The organism is Aquimarina sp. MMG015 (genome assembly GCF_018100855.1).
In the GTDB taxonomy this organism is placed as follows: domain Bacteria; phylum Bacteroidota; class Bacteroidia; order Flavobacteriales; family Flavobacteriaceae; genus Aquimarina; species Aquimarina latercula.
This window is the reverse complement of record NZ_JAGJEB010000006.1, coordinates 400264-415053: the sequence shown is the minus strand read 5'-3', so window position 1 is coordinate 415053 and position 14790 is coordinate 400264. Positions and strand designations below refer to the sequence as shown.

Annotated in this window: 11 protein-coding genes; 6 read left to right on the top strand and 5 right to left on the bottom strand. The window is 33.2% G+C overall.

Going from position 1 to position 14790, the window contains the following annotated elements:
* Nucleotides 1–300: 300 nt before the first annotated feature.
* Genes nirB through J8L88_RS14100 form a run of 5 tightly spaced genes read left to right on the top strand, consistent with a single transcriptional unit; the run spans nucleotide 301 to nucleotide 6109 of the window.
* Nucleotides 301–2820, top strand: a complete 2520-nt coding sequence (gene nirB / locus J8L88_RS14120; protein ID WP_211061025.1) for a nitrite reductase large subunit NirB — start codon at nucleotides 301–303, stop codon at nucleotides 2818–2820.
* Nucleotides 2821–2844: 24 nt separating this feature from the next.
* Nucleotides 2845–3222: a nitrite reductase small subunit NirD gene (gene nirD, locus J8L88_RS14115; protein ID WP_027394072.1), complete on the top strand. Its 378-nt coding sequence runs from the start codon at nucleotides 2845–2847 to the stop codon at nucleotides 3220–3222.
* Nucleotides 3223–3278: 56 nt separating this feature from the next.
* Nucleotides 3279–3863 (top strand): DUF4202 domain-containing protein, encoded by a 585-nt coding sequence (locus J8L88_RS14110; RefSeq protein WP_118386704.1) that lies wholly within the window; start codon nucleotides 3279–3281, stop codon nucleotides 3861–3863.
* A gap of 10 nt (nucleotides 3864–3873) precedes the next feature.
* A complete protein-coding gene (locus tag J8L88_RS14105) occupies nucleotides 3874–5691 on the top strand; it encodes an ATP-binding protein (protein WP_027394070.1) in 1818 nt (605 codons plus the stop codon).
* A 43-nt stretch (nucleotides 5692–5734) separates the two neighbouring features.
* Complete coding sequence (locus J8L88_RS14100; RefSeq protein WP_120650317.1) at nucleotides 5735–6109, top strand: hypothetical protein; 375 nt, start codon at nucleotides 5735–5737, stop codon at nucleotides 6107–6109.
* A 22-nt stretch (nucleotides 6110–6131) separates the two neighbouring features.
* Here J8L88_RS14100 and J8L88_RS14095 read toward each other — a convergent pair whose 3' ends face one another.
* The 3 genes from J8L88_RS14095 to pfkA all read right to left on the bottom strand — a co-directional run bounded on the left by J8L88_RS14095 (nucleotide 6132) and on the right by pfkA (nucleotide 9123).
* Nucleotides 6132–7004: a BadF/BadG/BcrA/BcrD ATPase family protein gene (locus tag J8L88_RS14095; protein WP_027394068.1), complete on the bottom strand. Its 873-nt coding sequence runs from the start codon at nucleotides 7002–7004 to the stop codon at nucleotides 6132–6134.
* Nucleotides 7005–7092: 88 nt separating this feature from the next.
* Nucleotides 7093–8094, bottom strand: a complete 1002-nt coding sequence (gene gap, locus J8L88_RS14090) for a type I glyceraldehyde-3-phosphate dehydrogenase (protein ID WP_027394067.1) — start codon at nucleotides 8092–8094, stop codon at nucleotides 7093–7095.
* Nucleotides 8095–8136: 42 nt separating this feature from the next.
* Nucleotides 8137–9123 carry a 6-phosphofructokinase gene (pfkA, locus tag J8L88_RS14085; protein WP_027394066.1) on the bottom strand — a complete coding sequence of 329 codons (987 nt, stop codon included), beginning with the start codon at nucleotides 9121–9123 and terminating at the stop codon, nucleotides 8137–8139.
* A 301-nt stretch (nucleotides 9124–9424) separates the two neighbouring features.
* Between pfkA and J8L88_RS14080 the strand changes: the two genes are divergently transcribed.
* Entirely contained in the window at nucleotides 9425–12271 is a 2847-nt protein-coding gene (locus tag J8L88_RS14080) for an Ig-like domain-containing protein (protein WP_211061024.1), read from the top strand.
* 118 nt (nucleotides 12272–12389) lie between these two features.
* Here J8L88_RS14080 and J8L88_RS14075 read toward each other — a convergent pair whose 3' ends face one another.
* Together J8L88_RS14075 and J8L88_RS14070 are read right to left on the bottom strand one after the other, a co-directional pair.
* On the bottom strand, nucleotides 12390–13127 hold the full coding sequence (locus J8L88_RS14075) for a T9SS type A sorting domain-containing protein (protein WP_211061023.1): 738 nt from the start codon (nucleotides 13125–13127) through the stop codon (nucleotides 12390–12392).
* A gap of 271 nt (nucleotides 13128–13398) precedes the next feature.
* A complete protein-coding gene (locus J8L88_RS14070) occupies nucleotides 13399–14784 on the bottom strand; it encodes an alpha-amylase family glycosyl hydrolase (protein ID WP_211061022.1) in 1386 nt (461 codons plus the stop codon).
* Between the last annotated feature and the right edge of the window lie 6 nt (nucleotides 14785–14790).

The window sequence follows — 14790 nt, the reverse complement described above, 5'->3', positions numbered from 1 at the left end:
TGCTGGTGATAGTATGGAAATTCTAAAAGGAGTTGCTGATCCTAGCGGATTACAAAACTGGGGATGGGCAATGCTAGTTGTAAAACCAAACTTCTTAAAATGGAGTCCAAAACCAAAACAATAGCATATAATAACAATAGCATATAATAACAATACCATAATTCAAAACCTGCGAAATCAGTTTCGCAGGTTTTTTAATGTATTATTTTGAAATTCTTAATTTACAATACTGATAATTACGTAATTCTTATTACTTAAATACGTATTAATACTTAATTTTGATATATAAATACGTAACTAATGAAGAAGGTAGTAGTAATAGGTAACGGAATGGTAAGTTATAAGTTCTGTGAGAAGTTTGCAGCATCAGAAAAATTTACAGATTACAAACTTATAGTTTTTGGTGAAGAACCAAGGCGAGCGTATGACAGAGTCCATCTTAGCGAATTTTACGATGGTAAAACTTCCGAAGATTTAAGCATGTCTACTGCTAATTGGTATGAAGATAATAATATTGATCTTCATACCTCGGAAATGATTACTGAAATTAATCGAGAAGATAAAACGGTAGCGAATCATAGAGGAGATATCTATCCCTATGATTATTTAGTATTAGCAACTGGATCTTCAGCCTTCGTTCCGCCAATTGAAGGTATTGATAAAGAAGGTGTTTTTGTTTACAGAACTATTGAAGATCTTGAAGCAACAGAAGCATATGCCAAAAAATTAAAAGCTCAAGGAAAAACTGAAGCTGCTGTTCTTGGTGGAGGTCTATTAGGACTTGAAGCTGCAAATGCAGTTAAAAATTTAGGACTTAATGCCCATGTCGTTGAGTTTGCTCCTCGTCTTATGCCGAGACAACTTGATAAAGGTGCTAGTGATATGCTTCAGTCTAAAATTGAAAGCATGGGCTTAAAAGTACACCTCTCGAAACAAACACAATTTCTTCAAGGTGAAAAAGCAATCGAAGGCTTACAATATGTTGATGATACAGAATTAAAAGTTGACATGCTTGTTGTTTCTGCTGGCATACGTCCACGTGATGAAGTTGCAAGAGAATGTGGCCTTGAAGTTGGAACTCGTGGCGGAATTGTTGTCAACCAAAAAATGGAAACTTCTGATAAAAATATATTTGCTATTGGGGAGTGCGCTTTACTAAATAGTATGATTTATGGTTTAGTAGCTCCTGGATACGATATGGCGGAAGTTGCCGTACAACAAATTACAGGTGGTGATTCAGAAATGCCAGAGTCCATTGATATGTCTACGCAATTAAAATTAATCGGTACTGAAGTTGCTAGTTTTGGAGACGCTCTTAATCAGTCTAAAGAAGACATTGATGAAATTGTATATGAAAATAAACGAAATGGAATTTATAAAAAAATAAACATTTCTAAAGACGGAAAAAAGCTTTTAGGTGGAATTTTAATTGGAGATTCCTCTGATTATAATTCTCTATTCCAAATTTATATCAATGGAATGAAACTTCCTGAAGAACCAGAAGATCTAATATTAGGTAGTCGTGGAGGTGATGAAGGAGGCTTATTAGGTGATGTAATGGATTTACCTGATGCAGCTCAAATTTGTTCTTGCGAAAGTGTTACTAAAGGACAGATTTGTAGCGCTATAGAAAATGGAGAAGCTACAGATGTTGCAGGAGTAATTAGTTGTACTAAAGCAGGAACTGGTTGTGGTGGTTGCAAACCTATGGTAACTGACTTAACCAATGCTACCTTAAAATCATTAGGTATAGAGGTTAAAGAAGGGGTTTGTGAGCATTTTGATCTAAGTAGACAAGATTTATATAAAATAATCCAAGTAAAAGGATACACTACATTTAATGAGGTATTAGATAATCACGGAAATGGTGGTCACGGTTGTGAATTATGCAAACCACTCGTCGCTTCTTTAATGGCCACTATTCATGCTGATACCGCGAATGAAGAATACGCTATTCAAGATTCTAATGATCGCTTCTTAGCCAATATACAGCGAAATGGAACATATTCTGTAGTTCCTAGAGTACCCGGAGGAGAAATTACTCCAGAAAAACTTATCGCACTTGGAGAAATCGCTAAAAAATATGATTTATATACTAAGGTAACTGGTGGGGTGCGTATCGACTTATTCGGTGCTACTGTAAACCAATTGCCTTTAATATGGAAAGATCTAATTGACCATGGTTTTGAAAGTGGTCACGCCTACGGGAAGTCATTAAGAACGGTAAAAACCTGTGTTGGTTCAACCTGGTGTCGTTATGGAATGGACGAAAGTGTAAGTTTTGGTATTGAACTAGAGAATCGTTACAGAGGAATTAGAGCTCCGCACAAAATTAAAGGTGGAGTTTCTGGATGTATACGTGAATGTGCAGAAGCACGTGGAAAAGACTTTGGATTAATTGCTGTAGAAGGTGGCTGGAATTTATATGTAGGTGGAAATGGCGGAGCTACACCAAGACACGCAGAATTATTTGCAGAACAAATTGATAATGAAACTGTAATAAAATATCTAGATAGATACTTAATGTTTTATATGCGTACAGCAAAACCATTACAAAGAACTGCTGCATGGCAAGAACGTCTAGAAGGAGGGTTAGATTATTTAAAAGAAGTTATTATTGATGATAAGCTCGGTATCGTTGAAGATTTAGAAAACGAAATGAAAACCTTGGTTAACAAGTATAAATGTGAGTGGACCCAAGCTGTTAATGATCCTGAAATAATGAAACGCTTTAATCACTTTGTAAATAGCAAAGAAGAAGACGATAATATTGTTTTTGTCCCTTTAAGAGAACAAAAAATGCCTGAACCTTGGAAGTAATAAATAGCTTATAATTAAAATTAAATGGAAGAAATTCTAAACAAATACAAAACCATCAAATTAGAAGATGTAAAAATTTGGTTTAAAGCGGCGTCAATTCATGCTTTTCCAAAAGATGGAGGGGCTTGTATTAAATATAAAGATTTGCAAATTGCAGTATTTAATTTTGAGAGATTAAACAACTGGTATGCATGCCAAAACTTATCACCTGAAAAAAACGAGATGGTTTTAAGCAGAGGAATGATTGGAGACCATAACGGGATACCCAAAGTTGCTTGTCCTCTTCATAAAAAAACTTTTTCTTTAGAAACTGGAGAAAATCTAAATGGTGATTTACCTCCCATTGCAATCTATCCAATAAAAGTAGAAAATGACAACGTTTTTATTGGCTTCGAAGAATAAAGAATTTTATTGCTAAAAAACATTACTTTAGCAAGTATTCTAATAATATTACTTTTATGCCAACCTTAAAAATAACCGAAGCATTCTCTATCATTGATGCATCAAATGCAAATGATCCTAATAAAGAAATCGTTCAGGGAATATCTATTGCAAAAGAATTAGTCTATGGACAACGAATGAGTCAAACACTGGATAATTTTACTCCAGAAGCATCAGAAGCACTTCAGTTAGCAGCTAGGGCTCAACATATCTGTAGATGGGAAATCCCTAGAAACAGTTACCCAATGGATCGTGTGGGGTATTTAAAATGGCGTGAAGAACTTAAAAAATTTCACGCAAAAAAGGCTTCAGAAATACTTGAAAAAGTAGGTTATAATCAAGAAGTTATAGATCGAGTTTCATTTTTAATTCAAAAAAAGAAACTAAAAAAAGATGAAGACACTCAAATATTAGAAGATGTTATATGTCTCGTTTTTCTAGAATTTTATTACACCGATTTTTATAAAAAACATGCTTCAGAAAAAGTCATAGACATTTTACAAAAGACCTGGAGAAAAATGTCTGAAAAAGGACATCAAGCCGCACTAAAAATATCATATTCAGAAAAAGGATTAGATTTGATTAAGCAAGCCATCGCATAATTTTATCATATTGAACAAACTGGAATCATTAGATCATCAAACATTTAATCGCCTAAGTAAGATTTACATTATTGCATTAGGGGCGATTGCTTTATTTACCATTGGCGGACAGTTTTTTATCCAACGGTATCTTAACTCTCAAATAGATGATTCTAAAATTATTAATATTTCTGGTAGACAGCGAATGCTTAGTCAGAAACTAACTAAAGAAATTCTATTACTTAGCTATACCACGGATAACATATCTAAAAAAAGGTATATTGAAGAATTAGAAGCTACTATACAACTTTGGAAAACATCTCACGAGCGATTAAGAAGATATAATGATTCTATACCTAAAGGAAAAAATGATAGCACGGAGATAAAAAAAATGTTTTTGGTTTTACAGCCTTATTTTGAAACCATCTACGAGAATAGCACGGAGATACTTAGTTTAGTTAAAAATGACTCTGTCAACCAACAAATACTAAAACCACATCTGGACAATGTAACTTTTAACGAGCCTCTTTTTCTTAAACAAATGGATGCTATTGTTTATAGATATGAAAGAGATGCTCAGGAAAAAATATCAAGCCTTAAAAAAATTGAATATATAATTTTCGGCCTCATCATTTTGGTTTTAATTTTTGAATTTTTCTTACTATTTAGACCGGTAGCTTTAAGTATTAAAAAAACAATCTCAAATCTATTAATATCCCAAAAGGACGCTACTAACATGGCTGCTAATGCCGAAAAGCTAAGAAAAATTCAAAATGAAAATGTCCAAGAACTTATATCACTTACTAAAGCATTAGATCAAACCCTTTTATATGCTAGAGTTAATGAACAAGGAATTGTAAAAAACTTAGGAGAACGTTTTGCTAAAGTTTTAAATGTAGATCAAAAATTCTATCAAAAAAATCTTTCGGAACTTATGAAACTAAGTGAACTTCAATCCAATAGACTGCTTCAACTCATATCGCAGAATAAGGGAGGTGTTTTTAATGAAGAGTTTGAATTTGTTTCTGGTGAAGATAAAAAAATGTGGCTAGATGTTTCAATATTAAATGTTTTTAAAGAGTCTGGAACTGCAGAAAGATTAGTTCTTTGTTCTGATATCTCTAAGAGAAAAGAAGCACAACTAGAAATAGAAAGATTAAATGATTTAGAATATCAGCAAAAGGAGGAATTACAAAAATCTAATGCTAGTTTAATTGTAGAAGCCCAAGAAGAAGAGAGAAAGCGAATTGCAAAAGAAATACATGATAGTATTGGGCAAATGCTTACTGCTTTAAAATTTAATATAGAATCAATAAACACAAATAATATTGAAAAAACAAATCAAAAAATAGAAGGCCTTAAACAACTATCTAAAGATTTAATTCTTGGAATTAGAACAGCAACATTTAACCTTACTCCTCCTGAATTAAAAGACTATGGAATTAGTATTGCTTTACAAAAAATGGCAAAAGAACTCACAAAACTAACTAGTAAGAACATCATTTTAGAAGATAAATCGAATACTGAACTTCGTTTTGATTCTTTAGTTGAAACTAATCTATATCGAGTTACGCAAGAGGCTGTTAACAACGCTATTAAATACGCTAAATCAGACTACATACTAATATCTATTAATAGTTCAGAATCCATATTAAGTATTACCATAAACGATAACGGAAAAGGATTTGATTTAACTAAAATTCCTAACAAACCAAAGAATAATGCAGAAGGTGGAATGGGCCTATTTTTTATGAAAGAAAGAATGAATTATATAGATGGTAGAATTTTTATAAGTTCCGCACCAGGAAAAGGAACAAGAATTAGTCTAAATTATAATTTTAATAAATAAAATTATATACTTTTACTTTGTATTTATCCCCCAAACGAAAAGAGTGAAAGTAAGTAAGGAAAACACGAAATATCTAATGAATTGGGATTCCAAAAAAATTTGGAAAGAAGAAATCATTAGTAAAGAGTTCATTAAATATCTTAAGGAGAAAGAGGTTTACGAACTGATTAAAGATAAAAATACCCAACTAGGTATTATCTCAGAAAGAGATATTATTAATTGGATTGAAAAAAAAGAAAATCAAAATTTCTGGGAAGACAAAATGGAACAACACATCTGCGAAAAGATCATCAAAGATGATGATGATTATTTTGTAGGTTGTGACTACGAAGACTTTAAGGATGGATACTTTTTTGTTGCCAGTTTATGGAAAATGGAAAAAGGAGAAAACTTGATAATATTAGAACATTATCATTGATTTCTCCCTCTCATTTTTTTATCTAAACATTATTTGGTTTCTTTTTTATTACATCATTTCTGTAATAATCTATAATACCATCGATAGGTCTTCTAACGATATTACCTACTGTTAAATGATATGGCCAAACTGCTGCTCTAATAATATCTTCACTAAAGTGCGCTATAGATCCAATAAAATGTACTGGAACATTCTGAGCTTCAGGAAAACATAATACTCTTGTTTCTACAAATTCTTGTATCCCTTCTGTAATAATTTTATAAAAATATCCATTACGTTCACTTGTAAAAATGAATTCTGCAAAAGAAGCTAAATACGTATTTGGATTTTCCTTTTTGTATAAATTTTCTTTTATACTATCAGAAGAAAGATCAAAACGTTTTTCAAATTCTCCTGCTACTTCTGGTGGCATTCTTTTATAATAGTAATCTCTAATTAATCGTTTTCCAAAGTAATTTCCACTGGCTTCATCCATCAAAATATACCCCAAAGAATCTACCGTCATTTTTATTTCATCACCATCAAAATAACAACTATTAGATCCGGTACCTAAAATACAAACAATCCCAGGTTCTGTAGTAGCAGCATAGACAGCTGCAACCATATCTTCTTTAACGAGAATATCATTTGCATTAGAAAAGTAATCCTCAAAAATCTTTGCCAACATCTGAGTTGGCTTATTAGTCCCACAACCAGCGCCATAAAAATGTACCCGATCTATCTTATTTCGATAAGAGGCAAGTTGTTCATTGTCCTTAAGTCTCTCTTCTAATAAAGATTTACTAAATACAGCAGGGTTTAAACCCTCTGTACGAGTTTTAAACACAATTTCTCCTTCTTCATCAAGAAGAATCCAATCACATTTAGTGGAACCACCGTCAGCTAATAAAATCATTTTAAAAATATGTTTGTTGTGTGTGTGTTGCAGTCAGCTAAAAAACCTCGATTACGTTTAAAATCGAGGCAATATACTATATTACTCACTATAGATTACCTACATAAGATGAAAGGTCTACCAATTTAGAAGAATATCCATATTCATTATCGTACCAAGATACTAACTTAAAGAAATTGTCATTTAAAGCAATTCCAGCTCCAGCATCAAAAGTAGATGTATGGTCTTCTCCTACAAAATCTTGAGATACCACATCCTCATCTGTATATGCTAAAACACCCTTTAATTCATTTTCTGAAGCTTTTTTAACAACAGCTTTCAGGTCTTCATAAGATACAGATTTCTTTGTTTTTACCGTAAGATCTACAACAGAAACATCCGCTGTAGGAACTCTAAATGCCATACCAGTAAGTTTACCATTTAATTCTGGTATAACTTTACCAACGGCTTTCGCAGCTCCAGTAGAAGATGGTATAATATTATTCAATGAAGAACGTCCTAGTCTAAAATTCTTTTTAGAAGGAGCATCAACCACTGCTTGTGTTGCAGTTGCGGCATGAACTGTAGTCATTAAGCCTTCTTCTATTCCAAAATTATCATTAATTACTTTAGCTAAAGGAGCTAAACAATTTGTAGTACAAGAAGCATTAGAAACAATTGTATCTGTTGCTTTAGCTTCTGTATGGTTTACACCCATAACAAACATTGGTGCATCTGCAGAAGGTGCAGAAATAACAACTTTTTTAGCACCTGCCTTTAAATGAGCGCCGGCTTTATCTAATGTTGTAAAGATACCTGTACAATCCATCACCACATCAACTCCAGCTGCATCCCATTTTAATTCTTCAGGATTTCTTTCTGCAGTAACACGAATAGCTTTACCATTTACTACAAGGTTTCCATTTTCTACAGCAATAGTACCATCATATTTTCCGTGTACAGAATCGTACTCCAATAAATAAGCTAAATGATTTACATCTAACAAATCGTTAATAGCTACTATTTCTACATTCTCGCGCTTAGAAGCAATTCTAAATGCGATTCTTCCAATTCTACCGAAACCGTTAATTCCAATTTTTAACGTACTCATACTTAATAATTTAGTTGTTTTTGATTTAAAACGTGGTTATATTTATACTGAAGTAATATCAGCAACTTTAATTAATCTATCGTGTTTGTGTGTTCTTTTTCCTAAAGCGGTTGTTAAAGGAACTATTTGTACTTTTTTATGAACGATTCCTATCATTACCTCACTTTTCCCTTCTAATAAAGTCTCTACAGCCCCCACTCCCAACTTACTTGCTAGAACTCGGTCATAACAACTGGGTGATCCACCTCTCTGTATATGACCTAATACAGAAACTCTAACCTCATAATCTGCTAGGTTTTCCTCTACATATTCTCCTAACTCAAAAATATTCTTTCCGGATTTATCTCCTTCTGCTACAACTATAATACTAGAAGTTTTACCTGTTTTTTTACTTTTCTTCAAAGATTCTATAAGTCTATCAACTCCCATATCTTCTTCTGGAATCAAGATCTCTTCTGCACCTGCTCCAATTCCTGCATTAAGTGCAATATCTCCTGCATCTCTTCCCATTACCTCAATCAAGAATAGTCTATTATGCGAACTCGCAGTATCCCTTATTTTATCTATAGCTTCTACCACAGTATTTAAAGCAGTATCATACCCTATAGTGTAATCAGTTCCATTGATATCATTATCAATGGTTCCAGGAATTCCCACTACTGGAAAGCTAAACTCTTCAGAAAGCTTTAACGCACCTGTAAAGCTACCATCTCCTCCAATTACAATAAGAGCATCAATATTATTCTTCACCAAATTATCGTACGCTTTTTTTCTTCCTTCTTCTGTACGAAAATCTTTAGAACGAGCTGATTTAAGAAAAGTTCCTCCTTTATTTATAATATTCCTTACCGAACGTGCGTTCAGTTTTTCCATTTCATTGTGAATAAGGCCTTCATACCCCTTATAAACGCCGAAACAATCTACCTGATAATAACTACACGCACGAACTACCGCCCTTATGGCAGCATTCATTCCTGGAGCATCTCCTCCAGAAGTAAGTACAGCGATATTTTTTACTTTCTTTGTCATTGAAGTCAAATCTATTGTTATTGACCACAATAACCTAATTTACCAAAAATCTAAAACGTTTTCGGTTAATAAATTCAGTAATTACTGACAAAAAATGTATGGTTTTAACACATTTTCATGAAATAAGTTAAGAAAAAAGTATTATGGCAAAATAATTTATCCCTGATTTTGGTATTCACAAAACTTATATAAACTAACAATTAAAGTCGAGATACCGTAATAAGCATACTTGCCTCATTCATATTTAGTATCTTTACAGGTACAAAAAGTCATAATTCACCCAAATTAATTTCATTTTGACATGGAAAAAAAGCCACTTATACTAGCTTTGTCAATAGTAATACTTATTTCATTCAAAGCTTTCTCACAAAACCAAAACAATTTAATAGATGCCCCAGGTGATATTGCCTTTGTAGCTTTTCACACAGATAATGGAGGTGCAGATCAAGAAGATGGATTTTCTTTTATTTTATTAGACGATGCCATCAACGGAACTACGATAACATTTATAGATGAAGAATGGGATGGAACTCAATTTTCGAGTCCCATAAATGAAGGAGATTTAATCTGGACTAACAATACTGGTAGCACTATTGATGCTGGAACAGTTATCAATATTACAGATGCAGATGGAAATACCGAAATGGCTTCCATAGGTATTGTTGATGAAATCAATGCTGGATTTGATTTGGCTGCAGCAGAAGATATTGTAGCAGTAACAGGAACAAGAGCAACTCCTGGTGTTTTTCTATCCGCTATAGATGGTGATAATGGTTTTCCTTTTGTTACAACAAACACAGGCTTATCTAGCGCTCAGATTTTATTAATTTCTGATCAAGGTATTTACACGGGTCCCACCACTTGTAATAGCACAATAGGGGATTGTTTAATTCAAATATATGATTCTGTAAATAATTGGAGTTTTGGAAACTATACACATCCAGATGATGTGATTGGTAATTTTACAGGAAGTGCTTTTTTAGGAGATTTAACACCTCCAACAGTTAACATTTCTCTTTCAGATGTTGCTCTCACAATGGGAGAAACCTCGACTATAACCTTTACTTTTAGTGAAGTTCCAGTAGGATTTACATCAGCTGATGTTACAGTACAAAATGGTGTTTTATCAGGCTTTATGGTAACAGCCAACCTAGCTATATATACTGGATTATTTACCCCTACACCAAACATACAAGATGCCACAAATATTATTAATGTCGGAACGGGATACACAGATGCTGCAGGAAATACAGGAGTTGCTTCAGAATCAGACAACTACACTATAAACACTATTCCTTCTAATTCGGCTCCAAGTTTTTCACTCCCTACTAGTCCCGATCAAACAATTCTAGAAGATTCTGGTGCGCAAACCGTAAATGGATTTGCTTCTAGTATTGATGATGGAGATGGAAATACGCAAACACTTACTTTTAATGTAACTAATGACAATAATACGTTATTCAGTAGTCAACCTACAATAGATGTAACTGGAAATCTAACCTATACTCCAGCTGCAAATGCTTTTGGAAGTACAACCGTTACTGTAAACCTATCTGATGATGGGGGAACTGCAAACGGAGGAATCGATACTTCTGCGGATCAAACATTTATGATTACTATTAATCCGGTAAATGATGCTCCTAGCTTTTCTTTACTTGCTAGCCCTGATCAAACAGTTCTAGAGGATTCTGGTGCGCAAACTGTAAATGGATTTGCTTCTGCTATTGATGATGGTGACGGAAATACACAAACACTTAGTTTTAATGTAACTAATGATAACAATGCCTTATTTAGTAGTCAACCAGCAATAGATGTAACTGGAAATCTAACTTATACTCCAGCTGCAAATGCAATTGGAACAGCATTGGTTACTGTAAACCTATCTGATGATGGAGGAACTGCAAACGGAGGAATTGATACTTCTGCGGATCAAACATTTATGATTACTATTAATCCGGTAAATGATGCTCCTAGCTTTTCTTTACTTGCTAGCCCTGATCAAACAGTTCTAGAGGATTCTGGTGCGCAAACTGTAAATGGATTTGCTTCTGCTATTGATGATGGAGATGGAAATACGCAAACACTTACTTTTAATATAACTAATGATAACAATGCATTGTTCAGTAGTCAACCAGCAATAGATGTAACTGGAAATCTAACTTATACTCCAGCTACAAATGCTTTTGGAAGTACAACGGTTACCGTAAACCTATCTGATGATGAGGGAACTGCAAATGGGGGAATTGATACTTCTGCGGATCAAACATTTATGATTACTATTAATCCGGTAAATGATGTTCCTAGCTTTTCTTTACTTACTAGTCCTGATCAAACAGTTGTAGAGGATTCTGGTGCGCAAACTGTAAATGGATTTGCTTCTGCTATTAATGATGGAGATGGAGATACACAAACACTTAGTTTTAATGTAACTAATGATAACAATACGTTATTTAGCAGTCAACCTACAATAAATGCAACTGGAAATTTAACCTATACTCCAGCTGCAAATGCTTTTGGAAGTGCAACGGTTACGGTAAACCTATCTGATGATGGAGGAACTGCTAACGGAGGAGTTGATACTTCTGCGGATCAAACATTTATGATTACTGTTACTAGTGCCAATGACGAACCAACAGTAATTATTACTTCTACCGAAAGTTCTCCAACGGCAACTAATCCTATTCCTATTAGCATAACATTTTCTGAGAATGTATTAAATTTCGATATTAACGATATCACTATTACTAATGGATCACTTACTAATTTTTCTGGTTCTGATGCAATATATAATGTTCAGGTTATTCCCACTACAACCGGAGTTATCACGTTAAACATTGGTGCTAATATAGCCAATAGTGTTTCTGGCGATGGGAATCTATCAGCTGTAGAATTTAGTATTACCTATGACGAGCTACTCAGTACAGAAGAATTTGAAGAGGATACATTTATCATATATCCAAATCCAACTAAAGGCAAAGTATATATAAGTATTCCTATAGAACTAGTTACTGTCTTTGATTACAGTGGTAAAAAAGTACTAGAAACAACTAAAAACACATTTGATCTATCAGTATTAGAATCTGGTATCTATATATTCAATATACAGACCAATGAAAAACAGACAACGAGACGAATAATAAAATTATAAAAATAATATCTGAACGATACTATTCTACTCTTCAAACTTAAAGAAAAACAAAAAACGACCTATTCTCATAGGTCGTTTTTTAAATTTAAGCGCTAAAATTATATATATAATTATAGGACTATTTTATAAACTGCTTAGTAATCACTTCGCCACTCTTCATAAATGTCTTTAATATGTAATTTCCTTTTGGAAATTTTTCAATATTAATAGTATTATTATAGTATGTTCCCAACAATCTGGAGTTTAGATCATAAATTTCATACTTGTTTACCTCTCCCTTTGATTGTACTTTAATTACTTTATTACCTGGAATTGGAAATACTTTTAAATCATTTTCAGAATGATTACCTATTCCATTTTCTTTCTTATCAGAAGATAACATATCACCCTCAGGTCCGAAAGCACCTGAAAAGACTTTGCTCAATTCATTATTTTCTAATCTAGATGAGCTGCAATCTTGCATTTCAATTGCCGTCCAACGGATTACCCAATCTCGATCTGCAGCAGTACTTGCTCTAAGAGGGTTTGGAAAATTTAAAGACCCAACTGTTGGTAAATCACTAGGAGCATCGGTCCATCTTAAATACACCCTGAAACCTGTAGAAGTAGCGTTATAAACAGAAGGCACACCCGATATATACCAATGAAATCCTTTATTACTAATAGATTCTAATGTTACCAAATAATGAGGGGTCGTTGTAAACTCACAAGATTTTGTATCGACATCAACATATATACCTGTGGTATTATAATCTACCCAATCAGCTGGTGAAGTAACCCCTTGACCAATTTTTATTTGGGCATTAGAAGTCGAATAACCAAAAATCAACAAAAAAGAGAATAAAAAAGTTTTCATAATTGTGTGGTTTTAAAATGAATTTTAATTAATAGAACATAGATTTAACTAAATCTTTATTCTTTAAAATTACTTAAATCGACACATACTTATTTACGGAAGCACCATTGAACTAAGGGAATTTTCCCTTAATTAACTCAATAATAACATGAAATGATAAATTATATCATTTTATAACCTTCTATTAAAATTTAGCAACCTTTTCATACCCCAAATTAATTAAGCAACCTTTTAGCAACTATTTTGTAAAAAGTAAAAGTTTTAAAAAACTCTATTCCTGAATCAATATCAAATACTGCCAAGAATTTAACTCATATTCTTTTCCTTTAACACTATCTATATATTCTCCCGTAAGATAATCTTTAAATTTGCCCTCATATTCTGCTGTAAACGTTACCGGTTTTTTTGTCATATTTGCAACGAAAACAACTTTATCTCCATTTTTTTCCCTTTCAAAAGCCAACACTTTAGTATCTGCTGAAGTTTTAATTCTATTGTATGAAGCTGCATTTTTACCTCCATGTAATGCTGAGTTTTCATTTTTAAGCTTTCCTAATTTTTCATATAATGGGTAGAACACTCCTTTCTTTTTGATAATGGTATCCTTTTCAAAAAACAATAAACGCTTATCCATATCATATTCTTGTCCAGAATAAATTAACGGCATTCCAGGAGCTAAATATGATAATGCAGCAAATAATTCTTTAGAATCACCCATTCTTTCTTGCACAGTCCCATTCCAAGAATTCTCATCGTGATTGGAGGTAAAGTTCATTAAGATATCGTCTTTAGCATACATAGAATCCACTTGTACCATTCTTTTATCCCAAGCTTCTACAGTATTTTCTCCTTTAGCGATATGATTCATTACGTGATGCGTATCCCATCCATACCCCATATCGAATGCTTTTTCCATTAATTCTGGTTCCCAGCCTTCTGCTAACATAAATACTGGTTTAATTTTCTTAAGTTCTGTAACTGTGTTATTCCAAAAATCAACAGGTACCATCCCAGCTACGTCACAACGAAAACCATCCACTCCTTCTTGCTCTACCCAATACTTCATTGCATCTAACATTCCTTTTCTCATATCTTCATTATCATAATCAAGGTCTGCAACATCCGTCCAATCAGTACCTACAGTATGCGTAATTTCTCCTTTATCATTTTTAGTATAAAATTCAGGGTGTTCTTTTAACCAAACATGATCCCATCCGGTATGATTTGCTACCCAATCTAACACAACATAAATTCCATTATCATGTGCTGTTTTCACAAGTTCTCTAAAATCTTCTAAGGTTCCAAATTCTGGATTTACTTTGGTGTAATCAGAAATCGCATAATAACTACCTAGTGATCCCTTACTTTTGGTAGTAGATATTGGATAAATAGGCATAACCCAAAGTATTTTTATACCAAGGTTTTTTAAAGTAGGGATATCCTTAGTAAAAGCTTTGAAAGATCCTTCTTCAGAATATTGACGAATATTTGCTTCATATATCACCGCATTTTCCATCATAGCGCCACTAACAGCAGCTAATCCTTTACTTACTTCTTCTACAACAGTTTCTGCTTTTGCAACTGTTTCTTCTTTTTTTTGCTTACCACAGGAAATTATCATACCTGCAAGGACAAGACAGAAAGTTACTTTTCTCATTATTTA

What these genes read in the sequence shown, in the direction of transcription:
- J8L88_RS14110 (WP_118386704.1), top strand. Translation starts at nt 3,279, where the DNA reads ATGCCAACCTTAAAAATAACCGAAGCATTCTCTATCATTGATGCATCA.
- J8L88_RS14075 (WP_211061023.1), bottom strand. Translation starts at nt 13,127, where the DNA reads ATGAAAACTTTTTTATTCTCTTTTTTGTTGATTTTTGGTTATTCGACT.
- J8L88_RS14080 (WP_211061024.1), top strand. Translation starts at nt 9,425, where the DNA reads ATGGAAAAAAAGCCACTTATACTAGCTTTGTCAATAGTAATACTTATT.
- nirD (WP_027394072.1), top strand. Translation starts at nt 2,845, where the DNA reads ATGGAAGAAATTCTAAACAAATACAAAACCATCAAATTAGAAGATGTA.
- gap (WP_027394067.1), bottom strand. Translation starts at nt 8,094, where the DNA reads ATGAGTACGTTAAAAATTGGAATTAACGGTTTCGGTAGAATTGGAAGA.
- nirB (WP_211061025.1), top strand. Translation starts at nt 301, where the DNA reads ATGAAGAAGGTAGTAGTAATAGGTAACGGAATGGTAAGTTATAAGTTC.
- pfkA (WP_027394066.1), bottom strand. Translation starts at nt 9,123, where the DNA reads ATGACAAAGAAAGTAAAAAATATCGCTGTACTTACTTCTGGAGGAGAT.
- J8L88_RS14095 (WP_027394068.1), bottom strand. Translation starts at nt 7,004, where the DNA reads ATGATTTTATTAGCTGACGGTGGTTCCACTAAATGTGATTGGATTCTT.
- J8L88_RS14070 (WP_211061022.1), bottom strand. Translation starts at nt 14,784, where the DNA reads ATGAGAAAAGTAACTTTCTGTCTTGTCCTTGCAGGTATGATAATTTCC.